Raw genomic sequence first — 19,081 nt, 5'->3', positions numbered from 1 at the left:
TTGATAATCATAGAGTTAGAGGGCTAAGCAGGAAGTTTTTTAATGTTAGTTTAAAGATATTATTATTTACAATAGAAAAGGCCATTGCAATATTGAAAATTATACAATACTTTTGCAACAGCCTAATAAAAATAAAAGATAAAAATGCTATACTAATTAGGTTTGATTTCTTGCTAAGATGAAAAACATATTAGGGATATTAAGAAAAAAGCAGATAGGGTTATCCTATCTGCTTAATTTAACCGATACTCAAAGCGGAAGTTTTTTAGGGAGGGGGGAAGATTAATCGTAAAAGAAATCTTTAATATGATAATTAAACTTTTAATAAGGTTAAACTTGCTTATTTATATTAGGAGGGGCAAAGCCGTAGAACCAAGTCTCCATTATTATTGTTGAATATATTAGATAGGTACAATGTATCTGGCAGTTCAGGAAGGTTATTATCGATTAATCTTTGTAAACATGCTTTGAGTTTCGGTTTCAGTTGCTTCTCTACGCTTTCATCAATTTTACCTTCAACAAAACCTTCGAATACACCAAACCATAAGCTATCGAGATACCATGGAAGATCAATATCTGTTTGAACGTCAAAACCCTGTAAGTAAACAATAGCAAGTCCCTTTGGATGATCGTGATCCGGTTGAATAATGGAAAAAGAAAAACGTAAATCAATATCTATATCGACATGATCAATAGGGCCATTATCAATTGGAATAATAAGTTTAACCTGAACCGAAAGTTCTCTTCGGCCTACACCTCGACCAAAGTCAATGGTTGCTGGACTTCGTTGAATGAAGTCACCATCCTTTGGAAACATTGATTCAAGTTCATTCTGGATTGCCTGTCGAATGTCATCAGCCTTTTCAACAACAATATCTTGACAAAGCTCATGAGTAATACCTATTATAAGCTCCTTCAACACGATAGAAACCTCATCCATAGTAGCCGTTATTGTGTACTTTCCAGGAGAAACTAAAAGACTTCCAGCTTCACTTATGACTCTATCATTAAGTTTTAATATCGGTTGGGGAGTTCCCTTAGGAATTCTAACACGCCAAGTAATATTTGAGTACTCAAACCATCTCACTACGCTGGGATCAGCCTGGAACAACTCAACAACTATCTTCTGTAGATTGTTAATTGCCCCTTCAATAACTTCTTGATTTGCAGGCATAACACACCTCCCTGTTTTTATAATATTATTCTATAAAAGAATATTTATCAAAACCCCAAAAAGCCCTCTCTTAAAGAGAAAGGACTAATGGGCTAAAAGTTTATCCAAACTATATTATTTTTTTCAAAATTACATTTAAAATGTATTGTTTTACTATTAAAGAGTTCGATGCATCTTATTGCTTCATCGACTAGGTTATAATCATAACCTTGAAATTTAAGCTGAAGTTTATTTTTTTTAGTGAATTCATATCCGATTTCATTTGCCTTCAAGTCATTATACCCTTTAATTAGTTTAATACCCATATTCTCAAAAATACTTTTGAGTTCAGATATCAACATTTGTCTCATAAAAATCTTCTCCTTTTTATTGTATTTACTTAAGAGAAATTATACTATCTTAGGAAGTCCTTTAATAATTAGGAAATGAATTTTAAAAGACATAAATTTAGTCTAGTTCCTTAAACAGAGGATGTCCTTCGATAAATTTATAAAATTTTATTTCATCAGTGATTGTTGTGAGGGCATATATTTTTTTATATACTCCCTCTATAGTTCTTAAGAGCCTTCTGTTTTTTTCTGTTTCTTTTTTTCCAAATCTTTCCGAAAGAATGTGATTTAATTCAAAATCTTCATTAAAATCAACGTTTGAAACTTCTGACATTGATCCTCCCTCTATAGAATTAAGTTCAAGTTATATTTGATTTAAGATAAGTTATGAATATTTAAGGATTCGTTACCTCATCTTGTATTCTTCTTCCACAACTTCTTTAAACTTATCAAGCCTTTTTTGAAGAGTACTCTTATCAAATCCTGTAAGCCAACGATGAATAAGAGTTCCTTCTACTATGGTTCCTGTTTCATTGAGAAGAGTTTTAGAATACTCATCGTCTGTCAATGTGTATTCAAGCTGTATTTTTTCCTTTTTATCTCCCAGATCTATCTTTAAATACTCTCCTTCTCTGCACTCTATAACCTTTCCTTCATAATGCCAAGTGTGTCCATGAATCACTATACTTTGTTTTATCTCAGTTCCAACCATTCCTCCTTCAGGAGGAGTTATATCTTCCTCCTTTAATCTATCCACCCATTTTACATTATTATCAAAATCTGTCAGAAAATTAAATACAAATTCTCGAGGTGCTGCTATCACTATATTTCCTGAAAAAAAAGTTTTCTTTCTCATAATTCTCCTCCTTTTCTTTGATTAAAGACCTATCTAATTAAAATCTTCTTTAAGATTTAATTTTTCCTTTAAAAACTTCTGCTTGGTTAGTATCTAAAATCATAGTCCTCAGATATAATTAAATAACAGAATAGCTCACTTAGTTTGAAACAACTAGATATTTATTTTTGCAGGGGAGGAATTTATGAAAGATTTGATTCCGTTTTTTGAGTTTGAAGAGATTATTCCTCTTTTGACTAAGATCTCCATTTTTGGAGGATTAAATCCGACACAACTCTATAAAATCTTTAAAATATTAAATAAAGGAGATTATAAAGATGGGGAATATATATTTAAGCAAGGAAGTAAACCAACTCATATTTATATTATATTAAAGGGAAAAGTTAAGATGGTTGAGGAGATCAATTCCAATTTCTATCAACTTTTTGAATTTGAAGAAGGAAAGTGTATCGGTGAGGATTCAATAATAGGGATTTATCCTCATACTCTTTCAGCTCTGGCAGTAGGTGAGGTGGAGCTTATAGTCATTCCAAGAAAAGCTCTTTTAAATTTTTACGAAACTGACAAAGATCTTTTTAGCCTTCTTGTTTTAAATATAGCAAGAGAAATCTCACGAAGGTTAAAAATGACCGACAACCTATTACTTCACTATATAGATGATCCTTCTCAGTCTAAATAATTCAATTTTGACAATCAATAATAATATTATTTGGATATTAAATGGAGTATTTAATTTGCATTAATTAGACTTAAAATGAGGTGATCTTATGATTTATGAATACGAGATTTTATTTACTTATGAACCTGAAGGTGATGAAGGAAGTTTTCTTGAAGCCCTTAATAAATTTGCAGCAGAGGGTTGGAGAGTTGTTTCTTCAAGTAAACAAATTCAAATGGTTGAAATGGGACCAATAGAATACCCTTTTATTTTGCTTGAAAGAGAAATTGAAAAATAGTTTTTAGTGAAACAAGCAGTATTTTGTTTAAGTCTTCAAGGCTTGGTTTATTTTTTCGCCTAGATTTTAAATTTAAATGCAAAACTCCAAAATAAAAAAACTAAATATAATTCTCATTAGACTTAACCAAAAAAAGATCTAAGTAGAAATCCTTAGATCTTTTACTATATCAAAACTACAAATCTTGCAGTCGTGGATTTCATTGTAGAAATGAAGGAAGCCGAACCCCTACCCAACTATATTAAAGATACTCTTAATTTTTCCGATCCCACTCCATTAAAAATAACCTGCCAGGTATCTTTAAAGGTAAAATTAGGTTAATTCTTCCTCCACCTCTTTAAATTTCACTGGTATTATCTAGGGGTTGCTCTTCATAGGTTAACTCCTCCTTACCACTCCCCTTCAATTCAATCATCAGTATTGTCGCTAAAAGTTAATAGCAAATATTCACGACAACGCAAAGAAAGGGAAACAAAAAGGCAGGCAGAAAATAAACTTCTATCCATGCCTAGAAAAGCTGAGATTAAATGGAGCCTTTATGATTAACTTTTAATCACAGAGAATAAGCCATCTCATACCATACAGCTCCTCCGTGAGTAGATGCTGATATTCCTCTTTTTTCATACCCCATTCCTTCATACACCCCTATAAGGTTTTCCTTACATAGAAGCAGGATATTTTTCTTTTTTAGTTTTTTTGAAACCTCTATAAACTCTCTCATCATCTTAGATGCTATTCCCTGTCTCTGATATTCCGGGTCAACTGCCACAGAGAATATCACTATATTCCTTCCATTGCTGTCGTGGCCAATAAGGCTCTTAAACTCTTCATCTGTAATATCATCTTTATCGGTTGCCCCACTATTTATGTGGGCTACTATCTTACCATCAACCTCTCCAACTATAAATCCCTCAGGAAACTCAGAAAGCCTTATCCTGATATTTTCCTTTGAGGCAGCCTCACTCTCTGGAAAGGTCTTACCCTCCAATATAAAACACTCCTCTAAATCTTCCATCCTTCCATTTCTTATCTTTAGTTCCATGCTATTACCTCCTACAGTTCTTTAGATAATCCAGTCGGTCCATCAGTCGGTATACAAAATAATTCTTAGCTATTTTATCATAGATAGGGCTAACTATCATCCTGCAATGGGAATAACCTAGCTCTTTTATTTGAAAGCTAAGGATTCCTCCTGCAATCTTCCTAGGTCTGTTTTTTCACCTTTTTGCATCTTTCAAATAACTTATTCCTTCATGCTTCAATATAACGTTTAAGTAAAACTTCCACAAGAAGAGGAGATATAATCCTAGATGACAACGTAGAGGAGCAGCAGATAAGGGACAGGATCGAACTTATGGGCTTCAAGGTCTTCCATGTGCTCAAATAGATTAAAGAAAAAGGAGGGACCTAATTTTTAGGTAGAATACACCTTTTAGGACCAGCTGTATAACACATATTACATCTCACACACCTTGCTTTTTCCTGTCCATTTTTCAGCTTTGTTATTAAATCTCCCTGACAAATCAAAGCTCTTGATAGCGCTACCATATCCATACCAGAGTTTATAGCTTCTTCCATGGCATTGAAGTTGTCAATTCCTCCAACTAATATAGTCTTAACATCGGTGCTGCCCTTTGCCCTTAGAGCATCTTCCAAGTTATAGTTACATCTCTCTTTATCCTGCTCACTAACCTTATATCCACTAAACTCCACAGCTTCTATCCCCAGTTCTCCTAAACTTTTAACTAAGTCTTTCAAATCCTCTTGATACTCTTTGTTATTCTTTTTGACATTGGAATTAACCTTTATAAATACTGGAAATTCCTCTCCACACTTTTTCTTTATTCCGGCTAAAATCTCTTCTACTATCAATCTTCTTCCCTCTGCTGATCTTCCATACTTATCCTTCCTTTTATTGTACTCAGGAGTTAGGAATTCACATAACAAATAGTCGTGTGCTGCGTGTATTTGTACCCCATGAAGCCCTGCATGCTTTGCTCTATAAGCTGAATTAATAAAGGCTTCCTTTAAAGCTTCTATCTCCTCTACAGTTATTTCTCTTGCTTTTCTACCATCGCCTATTTTTATTGCTGAAGGGGCAAAACATTCTTCACTATTATAGGCTTGTGCCCCTGCATGATTTAATTGAGCAATTATCTTAGTATCGTATTTTTTTACCCTCTCGACAATTGCAGCAGCCTTGTCTATAAATAAATCATCTGATAACAAGTTAGAGGCAGGTGCAACGATTCCTCCCTCAGTCACAAAAAACTGACCAGCTATAATTAGACCGATATCGTTGGCAGCTAATTCTTCAAACATATCTAGTTCTTTCTCACTTATGGAACCATCTAGGCTACCTAACATGCTATGAGTTGCAGAACGTACTATACGATTTTTAATACTTAAGTTTCTTAATTTGACCTCTTCAAATAATTTCATATAAAACCCTCCTGAATATTAATTTACATCAATTGTTCTTTAATGTATAATAATATGGAAGTTAGTTTTTTGTAAGTACTAACATTTTTGTTACCACTATTTTTTTAAGGAGAATATGAAATGAAACCAGCAAATTCAAAGAAGGAATGCCCTGTAAAATATACTATAAATATTTTATCAGGAAAGTGGAAATTAAAGACCCTTTGGGAGCTACAGGGAAATGAGTGTATTAGATTTAACGAGTTAAGAAGAAGGATAGAAGGAATTTCCAATGTAGCTTTAAAAAGAGCTCTATTAGAGCTTGAAGAAGACGGAATAATAAAGAGAGTACAGTATGATGAAGTTCCACCAAAGGTCGAGTACTCTTTGACAGAAAAAGGAAGATCATTAAATAGTGCTTTTTTAGAGATGATTAAGTGGGCCAATACTTATGACTCCAACACTTATTCGCTGGAAGAAATATTAGAGGTAAAGAAGTTTCTATAAATTTAGGATAATTGAACTATAAGGATGATATAACTCCCTTTTGTGTATTCTCCAAAACTTAACTGATGAACAAACCAACAGGTTCTTTAGAATAATATCTGAGAGCCTGTTTTCATATTTAATAGCAACTAAAACAAAAAGACATCAGAATGGATCCCCTACCTTCTGACGTCTTTATCAAGTTTAGATCTCGCTGGTATTATCTAGGGCTTGCTCCTCATAGGATGGCTCCTCCTTCCTGCTTCCCTTTAATTCAATAATCAGTATTGCCGCCAGGATCGATCCACACCCCAATACCATCTTGAAGGTAAAGACCTCTCCAAGAAGAAAAAGTGCCAGCACACTTCCAAATACCGCCTCCAGGCTCAGGATGATGGCAGTATGTGTAGACAAAGCATACTTCTGGCCAATGGTCTGGAGAAAGTAGGCTATACCAGTACACAGAATACCCAGATATAGTACTGCGAAAATTCCATTAGATGCTACCCTTGTGGGAAAGGGTTCAAAGATCAGAGCGGATAGTGTAGAGAGTACCGCAACTATCCCAAACTGAGTAATCGTAAGCTTCACCGGACCTATATCATCCACATAGTGACCATTAGAGATTATGTGCCCTGCAAAAAACAATGAACTAAACAGGGTTAAGCCGTCTCCAAACCCTATTGTTAGGGACTCATTCAGGGTCAGAAGACCAATCCCCATAAAGCAGATAAAGGCCCCCACAAAGGAACTTGTTTCCGGCCTCTTCCTCTTAAGCCGCCATGAAATAAAGGGAACCATGACCACATATGTCCCTGCCAGGAAGGCCTGCTTCCCCGCTTCAGTATATTGAAGTGCCACCAGTTGCGTTGCAAAGGCAATAAATAATATGGTTCCTACCACAGCGCCGCCCCTTATGTCCCTCTTGGTCAATGTCATAAAATCCTTTCTGAAAGCCACCGCCATCATGAAAAAGGCCATAATGAAACGTATAGCGATGATATATAGGGGTGTAAAGTAGTTTAACGCATACTTCCCCCCTACAAATGTTGTCCCCCACAAAAATGCAACCACCAGTAATATTAAATCTGCATAGATCCTTTTCTTTTTCATCTTCTCCTCCCCCTTGCTTATAACTTTATTATACAAAATAGAGTATACCCACTTCATCGTAGATTACGAAAAATAAAAGCACCTCTCTTTGTAGAAAACTAAAAGAGAGGTGCCTTTATTCTATACACTCTAAATGCCAGTGATAGGTGCTCAAAGAAGGTGCCCTCCCTTTCCTCAAACCCCAGAAGCTGCTTTATTTTATTTATTCGGTATCTTATGGTATTGCTGTGCTGACAAAGAGCTTTGGCGGCCTGTACAATCTGTCCGTCATATTGAATAAACACCTCAGCTGTTTGGAACAACTCCGTTCCATGGTCTGCATCGTAAACCTTCAACGGCATCAACATTTCTTCAATGTATTGATCCGCTAATGGCAGGTGGATGATGGGTTCCAACAACTTATAGACACCAATATCCTCATAGGCCATCACACCTTTCCTTTCAGCCATGGCAACTTTGGCACTCCAGATAGATTGCTTGCAGGCGTCCTTGAATTGCTTAGATTCCTCACTGTATCCGCTTATACCCACAATGTAATCATCAAAAACCAGCCCTATGTAATAACAGTCATTAACAAGATTCGTCAGTTTAAATGACTCCCCTTTATAGACAACAATAATTCCCCTGTGATAGAGGGTCACCGATAAAATAGTCGAGACCTTTCTGTGACGAAATCCCTCTATAATTTTCATATTATCTATATGGCTGATATCCTTTTTGTTCATTAGGTGGGTAACTATATACCCTTGGTCGGTATAGTTTGATAACTCATTATACAGCTTTTCACACTCTTTTTCAGACAGATCTCCCTCCATTAAAGAATCCAGTTTCCTTTCTCGGTCCCTGTTTCTTTCTATGTCTCTTAAAACATCCCGGACATCTGTAATCAAATCTTCAAAAAAAACACTGTTATCAAAGAGAAATATGGGAAATTCATGCTCGTCGGCATACTCAATCACTTCTTCCGGCAGCTCATCATAATAGATATTTTTAATAGCCAATCCACTGACACCACTTTCAAAGAGATATTTCACCGACATCAAGATCAATTCAGGATTATTCTTTGCTCCCAGCAGACTTGATAGAGAAAATTCATAGGGTAAAAACTGAGATTCCAGGGGTTTTACAATTTCATAATCCAATAAACTGATCTTCTCGACCCTACGCTTAAAACCACCCCTACCAGCAATACATTTAAAGGTTTTAAATCTTTCAAGTTCAAGCATTTCTCCAACTGTTATATACATCTTTCACCTACTTTTCAAAAGTATCACTCCAATAATCAAGGAATAATACGAGTATACCACATCTAAAATATGGAACCTATTCTGAAATACCAAAACGAAAAAAGCTAAGTTTTTCCTTAGCTTTTTCTATTGTGACTCTAATTTCTACAGTCGTAGGTTTCATAGTAGAGGGAAAACACCACCTGCCTCATTCACAGTTAGAATATTTTAAAATTCAACCCTGTTTCTTCCACTAACTTTAGCCCTGTAGAGCAGCCTGTCCACCTCATCCACTAGTTCCTCTACCTTATTAAATGACCTTTTGGAATCTATCTCAGTAACTCCCCCACTAAAGGTGACGGTAAGTTCCTTCTCCTCCCACTCCAGCTGACCTACTATTAACCTTAGTCTTTCTATTACCTCCAGAGCCCTAGATAACTTCGTATTGGGGAGCACAATAAGAAACTCCTCTCCCCCATACCTTCCCACATGATCCCCATCCCTGAGATTTTCCTGAAGAGTCTTGGCTACCCTTTTTAGGACCTCATCTCCAACCATATGACCAAAGGTATCGTTTATCTTTTTAAAGTGGTCGATATCGATCATTGAAATCGACAGAGAAACTCCCCTTGCCCTGGATCTTTCAAGCTCCGATTTCATCTTTTTAAAGATATACCTTCTATTATAGAGCTGGGTCAGGCCATCCCTTCTGGAAAGCTCCTTCAAGTACCTCTCCATTCTTTTTCTCTTTGTTATATCCCTTAAAAAGGTGATCTGCCTCTTCTCCCTCTCTATTTCCAGGGGTGAAGTATTTATTTCAGCAGTGAGCAGGGTGCCGTTCTTCTTCCTGAAGATAAGTTCCCTGTAGTTCCCTCCCACACTGCTGCATCCCATAGTTAAAGGGTCCTTACCTGGCTCCTTTAATACAAGATCGTCCAGAGACAGACTTAACAGCTCCTCCCTTGTATAACCAAGCATCTGGGGAATATTTTTATTGCAGTCCAGTATCTTCCCCTGGCTATTTCTCAGGTAGATCCCCTCCATTGAAAGGTTCAGAAGGGTTTCGTATATATTTTCCTCATATCTGATAAGGGCTTTTACTCTTTTTAAGATATAAAACTCTATCAACACCACCATGGCACTTAAAAAAAACATAATAACTATAATTTTTTCTATGTTTTTTACCGATTCCCTCATAAGGGCTTTCCTCTTGGCAGCAATTGTGTCATTTATATCATCCATATATAAGCCTGTTCCTACCAGCCACTTCCACTCCTGAATACCCTTCACAAAGGTCATCTTATCTACCGCCATGTTTTTACTGGGTTTAAGCCACTTATAGTATACAAACCCTCCCTCTTTTTCTTCTGCCACTCTTCTCATCCTCTGAATAAACTTTACTCCATTTAGATCCTCAAGTTCCCAGTCGCTCTTAAGTACCCTCTGCTTCTGATTTTCATCACCGATGGCCAGATTTATGCCGTTAAAATCCAAGACAAAAAAGTAACCGTCCCTTCCATAGCTCTTTAAGGATATCTCCTCCAGGAGCTCTGCCTGCTGCTCCCGCTGAAAATCTTCGTAATACTCTCCCGATCCCAGCCAAAGGTTCAGGGGTTCAAAGTACTTAACAAAGGATATCTTTCGATGGTCATTTCCAGCCATCCCCGGGTGTGCCCACATATATTCATAGAAACCCTCACCTCTTGTTCTCACTAGCTCTACGAAATCTCTAAAAACATGCTTCCCCTCAGGACTCCTGTAGTTGTGCATCTGTTTCCCTTCAAACTCCGATCTGTCGGCAAATAGTAGTGTCTGGTCATCCACTCTTCCCCAAAAGTAATATCCCCTGCCATTATTATAGGTGACTCCTGAAAAGGTTTTGGCAATGAGCTCCTCTATCTCCCTGTTGCTTTTCACCTCTTTATTCTGATCATATATATTCATGGCAATATTGTATGCTTCATATACCCTTTCCCGAATAACCTCCCTGAGCTTCTCCTCCGTCTTGGATTTATGAAACTCTATCTCCTCTATAACTTTCTCCACTTCTTTTTGAACCAACTCCCTCTGAGAGGCTATATAATCGGTTTTTAATTGTTCCGCTTCCCTTTTAAAGTTCAGGTAGCTGGTAAATATCCACAATCCTCCCATTATTGTTATAGTTATAAAGAGCATAACTAGGGTGGTTACCCGAAAAATTTTACCTATCTTCTTTAAGTTCTGCATAAGTAGACTCCTTAGATATCAGTTTAGTTCCCTCCAGATAATAAAATTTCTTTCTTCAAAACTACTTCAATTACTAAGTAAAAAATTAAAACTGCTTATTACATAACACTACTTCCAAACTGCGCTTTTCAAGGATTAGATCGCTTCCCGCCTGATCAAAGGCTCCCCTCCTTTTCATATATGGAATTCATACTCTTAAAAAGACAAAATCCTTCTCCCGGTGAGATACCAAAGTTTTTTTAGCTAACAGGTTATAACTATAGCTCCTCAGATAAATACATTTAGAAAAAAAGGGGAGGGGCAAGGATTCAGTATAGGGAGTAAGGAGTTCTCGGAGCAAAAAGAAGAGGAAACCTCCATTAAAAGAAGTAAAAATTATCTAAAAAGCTGAATGAAGGTACAAAGTGATTGATTTAAAAAAACTACACTTATTTTAATGATATGCCATAACTAACAACAGCTTTAGAGGAGGGGGTACTATGAAAAAAAATTATATATTGTTGGGAGTAGGTATGTTAATTCTTTCTCTGATAACATACACTTCTTTAGATGAAAAGGATTATAGGGGGACATATAGGGGAGTATACTGGAAGGGGCACTCCAAGGGCATAAGCCTACAGGAGGCCAAGCAAAAGATCGAAACAGTTTTAACATTGGAGAAGGATGGAGCAATTTCAGATGCAAAGATTGAGTTTTGGGTATTGAAAAATGAAGGATGGGTAGCCAGAAACAATCCCGAAGCTGAGGTATCGGTGGATTTCTCCGTAGATCCTGTGGCAGCTACTCCTGGTTCCAACTACAAAAAAGGTATCTCTATGTTTCATATAAAAACCATTGATATGATGGGGTTTTATGCTGTAGCAGTAGCTGAAGATGGAACAGTGGCTTTTACAATAACAGATGCCTGCATTCGTTATCAGATGGAAGCTAAGTTGAAACCAGGTTTTAACTTCAATTCTAAGTTTGGAGATATGACAATTAACAATGGCTTAGTTCCAACAGTAAGAACTTCAAAAAGCGGACTTCTAAAACCTGAGGAGTGGTCCCAGTTAGAAGGAAAAAATTTATACACCCTTCATCAGTATAACAATGTAATTAAAAAGCGGGGTATTTTAAAGGGAATCGATGAAGATTCAACAGTCCTGGAGATGCTAACCGCTTTAGGGGTAGAATTTAAGGATGGTACCCCTGAGAAGATGGATGTAAGATACGGTTTCCATTCCAATGGAGGCTGGAAGGGGAACTATGATGCCATTGCAGAATATCTTATTGGTAAAAAGGCCACTGAAATCAAGTCATTGATCGATTGGTCTCCTCAAAAATATTCAAGGGCTGTAAATGAAAACAATTACTTTGGAATAGACATACCTGCCGGGGCAACTAAATCCGTCCAGAATTCATCCGACGGGATAGCAGGAGCTACAATACGTATGTCCCGGGAAAATACTTCCTATATGTATGCCTTGGTGGAGGCTGGCATTCTCAAGGAAGAGGAAGTTATTAAAGGGCGTTTTTAGAAGGGGATTATCTTGATAAAAAATGTTATTTATATTAAGGGCTTACTAAAAAAAGAAGAGATAAAAAGTCTCTTCTTTTTCTGTTAAAACTCTTGATTTTATAGTCATTAATACCATAGCGGGAGCGATTCAGCTCCCCTACTCCTCTACTATAACTCCTCTCCTTCATCCCCTTTTTTACTTTAATCTTAAATTTCACTCTATAAATCCCATTAGTCTCTTGACATCATCTGTATTTTCCTTTGATGTAAGAAGCTCTAAAAGAGTAAAAGCTACATCAAAAGCTGTAGAGGGATTATATGAGGTAATTATATTGTCGTCGATAACGATAGGCTGATCCATAACCTTTACACCATACTCTGCTAACTCTCTCTGCCTTATTCTCTCTTTTCTGTTGTATGTGGTTGCATTTCTTCCCCTTAATACCCCACTTCTTCCAATTGTCAGGGCAGCAACACATATGGAGGCTATTATCTTCCTTCTTTTATCAAACTCCCTGATTACATTTAAAAACTTTTCACTGTAACCATCACTATAAAAATCATACTCTGCAAAGCCTCCAGGAATAGCAAGGGCATCATAATCCTCAAAATCTACTTCATCTATAGTATAGTCAACTGTGGTTTTTTGATCGAATGTAGTATTAACCTCCTTTGTTACTCCACAGGTATAGAGTTTAGTTGTTTTATCTCCATCGATATAATTCCACCCGATAACATCAATAAAAACACTTGCTTCCAATACTTCATAACCATTTGCCAATAACAACAACACCTTCTTCATTGGACCCTCTCCCTCTATTAAAATATATTTCCTAAAAACAGCAATTTATATTATGATAGTAACATTAAATTAAGATCCAATAAAATCAAAAGAATCGACATTTATGTTCGGTAAACCCGAATCAAAAGATGAAGGGAGATAAAAAGATGGAAATTCGTCAGTTCCAAACCTTTAAAAAAGTAGCTGAGCTTAAAAGTTTTTCTAAAGCAGCTGAAGCCTTATATTACGGTAAATCCACTGTTAGCGAACACATACAGTCCCTTGAAAGAGAAGTGGGATCACCACTTTTTGACCGTCTTGGGAAAACAATAAGTGTAACAGCTACAGGAAGGGAGCTATACAGGTATGTAGTTGAATTGCTAAATACCTATGATATGATTAGAAATATTTCAGTAGACAAGATAGATGTAAGGGGAGAGCTGAATATCGGTGTTTCTGAATCACTGGTCATATATCGTTTAAATTCAGCATTATCACAGTTTAAACAAGGCTATCCAAATGTTAATTTAAAGCTTATAAGCGATAACTGCCATAAGCTCAGAGAAAGATTATATGCAGGTGAGCTCGATCTAATTATTACATTGGAGCCTCAATGCAATTTTGAAGATCTGATAACTCATAGGATCAGCGAAGAGGAACTTGTATTTATTAGTGGCAAGGAATTTAATATTAGAAGTATTAGCAGGGAAAGTAAGGATGAGCTAGAGAAAGAATGTTTTATCTTCACAGAAAGGGAGTGCTCCTTAAGAAAGTTTTTTCAAAACTACCTTTATAATATGGATATTTCACCCACAAGAACGTTGGAATTTTCAAGTATTGAAGCTGTAAAACAGTGTGTAGTAGGTAATCTTGGAGTAAGCTTGCTGCCTCGGTTTTGTGTGGAAGATTTAATAGAGGCTAAAAAAGTCAGGGTTATAGAGGGAAGTGGTGATAAAGTCAAGTTTCTAACCCAGGTATCACATCATAAAAACAAGTGGATCTCCCCACTACTGAGTGAGTTTATGAAGTATATTGAGATCAGCTAGAGGATATCTTTATCCCTCCAGCAAAAAAACTTTCACAGAGTTAGTAAGGGAGCGACCAATATAATCATCTCTCTCCCAGGTATTTGATTTTTCTTCCACTTGTACTATAATCTTAATAGCCATCAGTTAAACGAAGGATATACCGCACTTTTTTCTTTTTTTAGACATATTCCAATACTGAAGATATCTCTCTGGAGATAGCAAGATCAAGGAGAAAACTATGAAGCTAGATTCCATGAAAACAAAAACCTTAAAGATAGTAATAGATTACCTGAGGCTGGAGAGGACCTCCAGACAGAGGTTTAGAAGCCAGTGGGGAGAGGTCCACACCTCCTACAGGGGAGACCTTCTCTGGGTGGAGCTTCTGGGGAATAAGGTAGCCCTTTCCTTAGAGGAGAGGGAGGATCTCAGGGAGTATATAGAGGATACCGTGAGTCAGCTCATCCCCTACGATATTCTAAGGGAGGGGATCCAGTATAAGATCTTTTAACTGGATCTTCTCCTGAACTCCTCCCTGCCTATGGAAAATATATAATGGGGCATCCTCTTGCCCTCATACTCCCTTACCCACTTACCCCTGCAGATCATTCCAAGCTTCCTAGCCACCCCTATGGACCCTTCATTGTCATGCTTTATCTGAGCCACTACCTCCTCTGCCCCTCCTTCATTGAAGAGGTAGGTCATACATGCCCCTGCTCCCTCTGCTGCATACCCCTTCTTCCAGTACTCCTTTTTTATTATATAGGCTATCCCCGGATACTCCGTTCCCTCTACCCTCTCAACCAGTGGACCTATCAACCCGATGCACTCTCCCCCGGATTTTTCATGGGCTATGAGATAGCTGTAGCCGTCCCTCTCATATTTTTCAAGATTTTTTTCTATCCACTCTGCTGTTTCCTCTCTGGAAAAGGCCTTCTCCCAGGCGTACATAACCTCTATATCTCCAAGGATAGGAGCTACTTCATCTATATCCTCCCTCCTGAGTTTCCTTAAAATCAGTCTTTCACTCTCCAATCTCATTTTTCCACCACTCCCTATACTGTTTAAACCTGCTAAAAAGAAGCGAGACGTTGCATTCTAATAAGCAGTTGTTATACTCATTACTTTAGTCTAAGCGGCTACTTAAGAGATAACCACTAAAAATTCTTAAAACAAAAATCTTTTTTAGCCACGAATTTACACGAATTTTCTAAATAAAAGTACTTTATCCTATTGAGCAAAATTAAAAAGACCCCATTTGTGAAAATGCTTCCCACTTGCTTTACATTCTAATTTGTGTCATTGGTGACAAATGTTTTGAATTTCACCTAAAGGTAGCAACTTAAGTTACTTTATGGAGTTTTTTATAAATCCTATACTTTACCTTAAATAGTAAAAGGGGGATATCTCCCCCTTAAAAAACCTTTATTACTATATGTTGTTTATTACAGTAACTCCGGCCCCCTCATAGCTGCTCTTTACCTCAGAGGAGATATTGGAGTCGGTCACCAGAAGCTCCATATCTGCAATATCCCTTACCTTGATAAGAGATGTGGACTCCAGCTTGCTGCTGTCTGCAAGGATTATGGATTTTTGGCTGATATTTAGGAGTTTCTTCTGTACCTGAACCTCCTCCAGGGGATAATCTGTTATCCCGCTTCTCAGGGAGAGACTGCTCACACTGATGAAGGCCTTGTCCACCCTGAAATCATCCAGGATCCTCTCAGTTATCTCACCGAAAAATGCCTGCTCCTTTACATTTAATATTCCCCCTGCCAGGATAGTGGTAAACCCCTCCACATTGGAGAGCTCATTGATTATGAGCAGGGAGTTGGAGATAATGGTAAGCTTCTTGAAGTTCTGCCTTATCTTCCTCGCCAGAGCTATATTGGTGGTACTGTCATTTAGAGCTATGGAGTCCCCTTCCTCTATAAGCTTTACGGCAATCTCCGCTATCTCCTCCTTCTCCTCTAGGGACTGCTTCTCCCTGGTAGAGTGGGAAAAATCCTGAAACTTCTCCCTGTTCAGGATAGCTCCCCCGTAAACCTTTTTTATGAGGCCCTCCGTCTCCAGAGTCTCCAGATCTCTTCTTATTGTCTGCAGTGAAACATTAAATAGCTTAGTGAGATAGGAGACCTTTATTTGACCATCTTCCTTAAGTATCTGCAGAATCCTATCTTTACGTTCTTCGGCTAACAAACAAACTCCTCCTTTATCTTATGGAATATATCTTTCCTTTGAATATGTATCTCTTTGATAGTTTGTAAAAAAATCTATAGTTAAATCCCTTACTACGGGACTCAATAGAATTATACCAAGAATATTGGGAATAATTAATAGCCCCAGAAAAATATCCTGAATATACCACACCAGATCCAGGGTAAAGAATGGACCTGTGAAGATCAGGAAGAGAAAGAGGTATTTGTAGAGGTTACCCTTCTTTTCTCCTGCCAGAAAGTTCAGGGTAGCTGTCCCGAAGTACCACTGGGCAAGAACCGAGGAGAATCCAAAGAGGACCATACTTATCCCCACCACATACTTAAGGGACCAGTGTATTCCTGAAAAGGCTGTACTTATCATAATGGCCGGGGATATATCCAACCGATCCACTCCGGATATGAGGATAACCAGACCGGTAACCGAGCATATGAGGATGGTATCCACAAGAACCTCGATTATACCAAAGAGCCCCTGCCTTGCCGGGTGATCTGTAATAGCTGTGGCGTGGATTACCGCCGCTGTTCCCTCTCCCGCTTCATTGGAGTATAGTCCCCTCGCCACCCCATACCTCATGGCTCTCTTTATGGAGTATCCCGCCACTCCCGCTACCCCTGCCTGGGGAGTAAGGGCCGATGAGATAATAAGCTTCAGGGTGGGAAGGATGTATTCAGCGTTGACTGCTATGATGATAAGCCCCCCCAGAAGGTAGAAGCCGGTCATAAATGGTATGAGCCTCTCTGTAACACTTCCAAGTCTCTTTATTCCCCCATTTATAATAAGGAAGGTGGGAATAAACAGAAGGAGGGAAGCCACTATGGGTTTCAGACCGAATAGGTTAACTATAACCTCCCTTACAGCATTGGACTGTATGAGAGTTCCTCCTGCATTCTGAAGAAAGAGAAGGCCTGCATAGATAAATCCCAGTAGGGGAAGGTTTAGCCCCTTGGAGATATAGTACATAGGTCCCCCGGTATAGCTTCCCTCTGCCCCCTTCTCCCTGAAGTGTACCCCCAGTACTATCTCAGCATACTTAGTTGCCATTCCCAGAACTCCCGCAGTCCACATCCAGAAGAGGGCTCCCGGTCCCCCTCCCACAATAGCAGTGGCAACTCCCACGATATTACCATTTCCCACACAGCTTCCAAGGGCTGTTGTCAGAGCCTGAAAGGGAGAGATACTTCCCTCTCCGGCAATCTCCCTCTTCCTTATAAGGGGCTCTATTACAGTTTCCCTGATGGCGGTGGAGAAGTGTCTCAGCTGAATAAATTTCAGTATTACTGTGAAAAATATTCCCACCATAAAGAGGGTGACGATCAGCCAGTTGCCCCATATTATATTGGATAAATTTTTAAAATAAGCTTCCAAAGAATACATAGTTCCTCCCTTCAATCCCTAAAGAATATAAGCTCTATAAAACTTTAGTATAAATTAATTATCTTTTTTTTGCAATAAAAGCCTGTGGAGACACCACAGGCCTTAAAGTTAGTTTGCAACAGCTACCTTTTCCTTGCTAATTATTTTCACAAGAGCACTACTTACAACAAATCCCATGAAGGCAAATCCTGCCATAAGAAGGAATACTATTCTGTACCCTGTAAATCCTGGGAACTTGTCCAGGATACTTCCATAGAGAGAGTAGCAGAACATTGCAGGAGCATATCCTACAAAGCTTCCAAGGGCCATTGCTGATCCTGAAATATCGCTTGAGATATTGATCTCTCCCATTGGAGCAAAGAAGATAGCTCTCTGAGAGAAGATAATAGCACCAAACCCAAGGGTAAAGAACATTCCAAGGTATACATTCATAGACTTATGTGGCAGCAGGGTAAAGATTATCATCCCTGCAATGGAAAGCAGGAAGGAGAATCTCAGGTACTTACTTGGTGATTTAAATTTCTTGTCTGCGAGGAAACCTCCAACTGGACCCCCGATCATCTTAAGACCATACTGATTTATTATTCCATAAGCACCTATAAGGGTTACAGGCAGTCCGTAGATATCCTTCAGGAATGGGATAAAGTATGTAAGTCCGCAGTATACTGCATAAACAGAGAAGATTGTAAAGGAAACTACCCAGATCTCCTTACTCTTAAGGGCTTTACTTACTCCCTCAAACTCTCCCTTGATTCCTCCAGAGGACTTCTTAGCAGGCTCATCGTGCTCCAGGCAGAAGTAGGAAATGATTCCTATTACGATTACAGCTATTGAGAAGAATAATATTGCTCCCCTTAAACCAAAGGCTCCCTTTCCTAACCATGCAAATATTGCAAGAGCTGTAAAGGCAATAACTGTGTCCACTACACCTCTTCCTGCTTCTAAGAAACCGAATAGTCTTCCCTGCTCCTCCTTAGATCCCAGAGACTTTACCGACTTCAGAAGTATAGGCCAGAACATCATGTCACATGTAATACCAAATAGCGCCCAAACTAGAAGAATTCCGTGGTATCCCGGGAAGCTTGCAAGGTATATCCCTAGAAGTCCGGTTGCAATTAGGGATACTGGAAGGGCTATCTTCTTTGAAAACTTATCTGCAAAGTAAACTGCAAAAAGAAAACCTACCGTTGCCACAATTGAATATACCGACATTGCATTTCCTATCTGGGTATGAGTCAGATGAAAGTGCTCCTGCATAGGGATGTAGAATGCATCCTTAAGGGAGGACAGTTTATATATAGACCCACCTCCTAGAATTAAAACGATAAAAGTAAACCATTTTTTAAAATTACTCTTTTTTTCCATTATTAACCTCCTGAAACTTTTTTAAAACATT

The 19,081-nt window shown here is 38.1% G+C and carries 21 protein-coding genes; 7 read left to right on the top strand and 14 right to left on the bottom strand.

What is annotated here, in order from left to right; genetic code table 11:
* Positions 1–182 (top strand): hypothetical protein (locus tag QMG11_RS17605; protein ID WP_281837635.1); only part of this gene is annotated, 182 nt, incomplete at its 5' end.
* Positions 183–349: 167 nt separating this feature from the next.
* Here QMG11_RS17605 and QMG11_RS17600 read toward each other — a convergent pair.
* From QMG11_RS17600 to QMG11_RS17585, 4 genes are all read right to left on the bottom strand, one after another.
* The gene (locus QMG11_RS17600) at positions 350–1,174 is read right to left on the bottom strand and encodes a hypothetical protein (RefSeq protein ID WP_281837634.1); all 825 of its coding nucleotides are present in this window, start codon (positions 1,172–1,174) and stop codon (positions 350–352) included.
* A gap of 92 nt (positions 1,175–1,266) precedes the next feature.
* Entirely contained in the window at positions 1,267–1,524 is a 258-nt protein-coding gene (locus QMG11_RS17595) for a hypothetical protein (protein ID WP_281837633.1), read from the bottom strand.
* Between the two features lie 97 nt (positions 1,525–1,621).
* On the bottom strand, positions 1,622–1,837 hold the full coding sequence (locus QMG11_RS17590) for a hypothetical protein (protein WP_281837632.1): 216 nt from the start codon (positions 1,835–1,837) through the stop codon (positions 1,622–1,624).
* A 72-nt stretch (positions 1,838–1,909) separates the two neighbouring features.
* Entirely contained in the window at positions 1,910–2,359 is a 450-nt protein-coding gene (locus tag QMG11_RS17585) for an SRPBCC family protein (protein ID WP_281837631.1), read from the bottom strand.
* A 184-nt stretch (positions 2,360–2,543) separates the two neighbouring features.
* On the opposite strand from QMG11_RS17585, the gene QMG11_RS17580 reads away from it, so the two are divergent.
* Positions 2,544–3,038 (top strand): Crp/Fnr family transcriptional regulator, encoded by a 495-nt coding sequence (locus QMG11_RS17580; RefSeq protein ID WP_281837630.1) that lies wholly within the window; start codon positions 2,544–2,546, stop codon positions 3,036–3,038.
* Positions 3,039–3,126: 88 nt separating this feature from the next.
* Positions 3,127–3,315, top strand: coding sequence for a DUF4177 domain-containing protein (locus tag QMG11_RS17575; RefSeq protein WP_281837629.1), 189 nt, complete (start codon positions 3,127–3,129; stop codon positions 3,313–3,315).
* A gap of 553 nt (positions 3,316–3,868) precedes the next feature.
* Here the strand turns inward: QMG11_RS17575 and QMG11_RS17570 are convergent.
* Positions 3,869–4,357, bottom strand: a complete 489-nt coding sequence (locus QMG11_RS17570; protein ID WP_281837628.1) for a GNAT family N-acetyltransferase — start codon at positions 4,355–4,357, stop codon at positions 3,869–3,871.
* Between the two features lie 365 nt (positions 4,358–4,722).
* Positions 4,723–5,757, bottom strand: a complete 1,035-nt coding sequence (locus QMG11_RS17565) for an NADH:flavin oxidoreductase (RefSeq protein WP_281837627.1) — start codon at positions 5,755–5,757, stop codon at positions 4,723–4,725.
* A gap of 120 nt (positions 5,758–5,877) precedes the next feature.
* Between QMG11_RS17565 and QMG11_RS17560 the strand changes: the two genes are divergently transcribed.
* The gene (locus tag QMG11_RS17560) at positions 5,878–6,243 is read left to right on the top strand and encodes a winged helix-turn-helix transcriptional regulator (RefSeq protein WP_281837626.1); all 366 of its coding nucleotides are present in this window, start codon (positions 5,878–5,880) and stop codon (positions 6,241–6,243) included.
* 183 nt (positions 6,244–6,426) lie between these two features.
* On the opposite strand, the gene QMG11_RS17555 is transcribed toward QMG11_RS17560, so the two are convergent.
* The 3 genes from QMG11_RS17555 to QMG11_RS17545 form a co-directional block, all read right to left on the bottom strand.
* Positions 6,427–7,335: a DMT family transporter gene (locus QMG11_RS17555; protein ID WP_281837625.1), complete on the bottom strand. Its 909-nt coding sequence runs from the start codon at positions 7,333–7,335 to the stop codon at positions 6,427–6,429.
* Positions 7,336–7,433: 98 nt separating this feature from the next.
* Positions 7,434–8,582 carry a PucR family transcriptional regulator gene (locus QMG11_RS17550; RefSeq protein ID WP_281837624.1) on the bottom strand — a complete coding sequence of 383 codons (1,149 nt, stop codon included), beginning with the start codon at positions 8,580–8,582 and terminating at the stop codon, positions 7,434–7,436.
* Between the two features lie 207 nt (positions 8,583–8,789).
* Positions 8,790–10,787, bottom strand: coding sequence for a cache domain-containing protein (locus QMG11_RS17545; RefSeq protein ID WP_281837623.1), 1,998 nt, complete (start codon positions 10,785–10,787; stop codon positions 8,790–8,792).
* A 479-nt stretch (positions 10,788–11,266) separates the two neighbouring features.
* Here QMG11_RS17545 and QMG11_RS17540 point away from each other — a divergent pair, with 479 nt between their 5' ends.
* The gene (locus QMG11_RS17540; RefSeq protein WP_281837622.1) at positions 11,267–12,304 is read left to right on the top strand and encodes a hypothetical protein; all 1,038 of its coding nucleotides are present in this window, start codon (positions 11,267–11,269) and stop codon (positions 12,302–12,304) included.
* 195 nt (positions 12,305–12,499) lie between these two features.
* Here QMG11_RS17540 and QMG11_RS17535 read toward each other — a convergent pair whose 3' ends face one another.
* Entirely contained in the window at positions 12,500–13,087 is a 588-nt protein-coding gene (locus QMG11_RS17535; protein ID WP_281837621.1) for a DJ-1/PfpI family protein, read from the bottom strand.
* A 146-nt stretch (positions 13,088–13,233) separates the two neighbouring features.
* Here QMG11_RS17535 and QMG11_RS17530 point away from each other — a divergent pair, with 146 nt between their 5' ends.
* A complete protein-coding gene (locus QMG11_RS17530) occupies positions 13,234–14,112 on the top strand; it encodes a LysR family transcriptional regulator (RefSeq protein ID WP_281837620.1) in 879 nt (292 codons plus the stop codon).
* 220 nt (positions 14,113–14,332) lie between these two features.
* Positions 14,333–14,602 carry a hypothetical protein gene (locus QMG11_RS17525; protein ID WP_281837619.1) on the top strand — a complete coding sequence of 90 codons (270 nt, stop codon included), beginning with the start codon at positions 14,333–14,335 and terminating at the stop codon, positions 14,600–14,602.
* On the opposite strand, the gene QMG11_RS17520 is transcribed toward QMG11_RS17525, so the two are convergent.
* The 4 genes from QMG11_RS17520 to QMG11_RS17505 form a co-directional block, all read right to left on the bottom strand.
* Complete coding sequence (locus QMG11_RS17520) at positions 14,599–15,132, bottom strand: GNAT family N-acetyltransferase (RefSeq protein WP_281837618.1); 534 nt, start codon at positions 15,130–15,132, stop codon at positions 14,599–14,601. The two genes, QMG11_RS17525 and QMG11_RS17520, sit on opposite strands and share 4 nt — an antisense overlap.
* Positions 15,133–15,522: 390 nt before the next feature.
* Positions 15,523–16,290: a DeoR/GlpR family DNA-binding transcription regulator gene (locus QMG11_RS17515; RefSeq protein WP_281837617.1), complete on the bottom strand. Its 768-nt coding sequence runs from the start codon at positions 16,288–16,290 to the stop codon at positions 15,523–15,525.
* 18 nt (positions 16,291–16,308) lie between these two features.
* Positions 16,309–17,685, bottom strand: a complete 1,377-nt coding sequence (locus QMG11_RS17510; RefSeq protein ID WP_281837616.1) for an alanine/glycine:cation symporter family protein — start codon at positions 17,683–17,685, stop codon at positions 16,309–16,311.
* A 108-nt stretch (positions 17,686–17,793) separates the two neighbouring features.
* Positions 17,794–19,050, bottom strand: a complete 1,257-nt coding sequence (locus QMG11_RS17505) for an MFS transporter (RefSeq protein WP_281837615.1) — start codon at positions 19,048–19,050, stop codon at positions 17,794–17,796.
* Positions 19,051–19,081: the final 31 nt, after the last annotated feature.

The sequence above is a fragment of the Propionigenium maris DSM 9537 genome (assembly GCF_027925155.1).
Lineage (GTDB): Bacteria > Fusobacteriota > Fusobacteriia > Fusobacteriales > Fusobacteriaceae > Propionigenium > Propionigenium maris.
The sequence above is the reverse complement of the archived record's forward strand: the minus strand, read 5'-3'. Positions and strand labels throughout refer to the sequence as shown.

Bases quoted from the DNA above. Each gene is read 5' to 3' on its own strand.
- QMG11_RS17600 (WP_281837634.1), bottom strand. From the start codon at position 1,174: ATGCCTGCAAATCAAGAAGTTATTGAAGGGGCAATTAACAATCTACAG.
- QMG11_RS17595 (WP_281837633.1), bottom strand. From the start codon at position 1,524: ATGAGACAAATGTTGATATCTGAACTCAAAAGTATTTTTGAGAATATG.
- QMG11_RS17590 (WP_281837632.1), bottom strand. From the start codon at position 1,837: ATGTCAGAAGTTTCAAACGTTGATTTTAATGAAGATTTTGAATTAAAT.
- QMG11_RS17585 (WP_281837631.1), bottom strand. From the start codon at position 2,359: ATGAGAAAGAAAACTTTTTTTTCAGGAAATATAGTGATAGCAGCACCT.
- QMG11_RS17580 (WP_281837630.1), top strand. From the start codon at position 2,544: ATGAAAGATTTGATTCCGTTTTTTGAGTTTGAAGAGATTATTCCTCTT.
- QMG11_RS17575 (WP_281837629.1), top strand. From the start codon at position 3,127: ATGATTTATGAATACGAGATTTTATTTACTTATGAACCTGAAGGTGAT.
- QMG11_RS17570 (WP_281837628.1), bottom strand. From the start codon at position 4,357: ATGGAACTAAAGATAAGAAATGGAAGGATGGAAGATTTAGAGGAGTGT.
- QMG11_RS17565 (WP_281837627.1), bottom strand. From the start codon at position 5,757: ATGAAATTATTTGAAGAGGTCAAATTAAGAAACTTAAGTATTAAAAAT.
- QMG11_RS17560 (WP_281837626.1), top strand. From the start codon at position 5,878: ATGAAACCAGCAAATTCAAAGAAGGAATGCCCTGTAAAATATACTATA.
- QMG11_RS17555 (WP_281837625.1), bottom strand. From the start codon at position 7,335: ATGAAAAAGAAAAGGATCTATGCAGATTTAATATTACTGGTGGTTGCA.
- QMG11_RS17550 (WP_281837624.1), bottom strand. From the start codon at position 8,582: ATGTATATAACAGTTGGAGAAATGCTTGAACTTGAAAGATTTAAAACC.
- QMG11_RS17545 (WP_281837623.1), bottom strand. From the start codon at position 10,787: ATGCAGAACTTAAAGAAGATAGGTAAAATTTTTCGGGTAACCACCCTA.
- QMG11_RS17540 (WP_281837622.1), top strand. From the start codon at position 11,267: ATGAAAAAAAATTATATATTGTTGGGAGTAGGTATGTTAATTCTTTCT.
- QMG11_RS17535 (WP_281837621.1), bottom strand. From the start codon at position 13,087: ATGAAGAAGGTGTTGTTGTTATTGGCAAATGGTTATGAAGTATTGGAA.
- QMG11_RS17530 (WP_281837620.1), top strand. From the start codon at position 13,234: ATGGAAATTCGTCAGTTCCAAACCTTTAAAAAAGTAGCTGAGCTTAAA.
- QMG11_RS17525 (WP_281837619.1), top strand. From the start codon at position 14,333: ATGAAGCTAGATTCCATGAAAACAAAAACCTTAAAGATAGTAATAGAT.
- QMG11_RS17520 (WP_281837618.1), bottom strand. From the start codon at position 15,132: ATGAGATTGGAGAGTGAAAGACTGATTTTAAGGAAACTCAGGAGGGAG.
- QMG11_RS17510 (WP_281837616.1), bottom strand. From the start codon at position 17,685: ATGTATTCTTTGGAAGCTTATTTTAAAAATTTATCCAATATAATATGG.
- QMG11_RS17505 (WP_281837615.1), bottom strand. From the start codon at position 19,050: ATGGAAAAAAAGAGTAATTTTAAAAAATGGTTTACTTTTATCGTTTTA.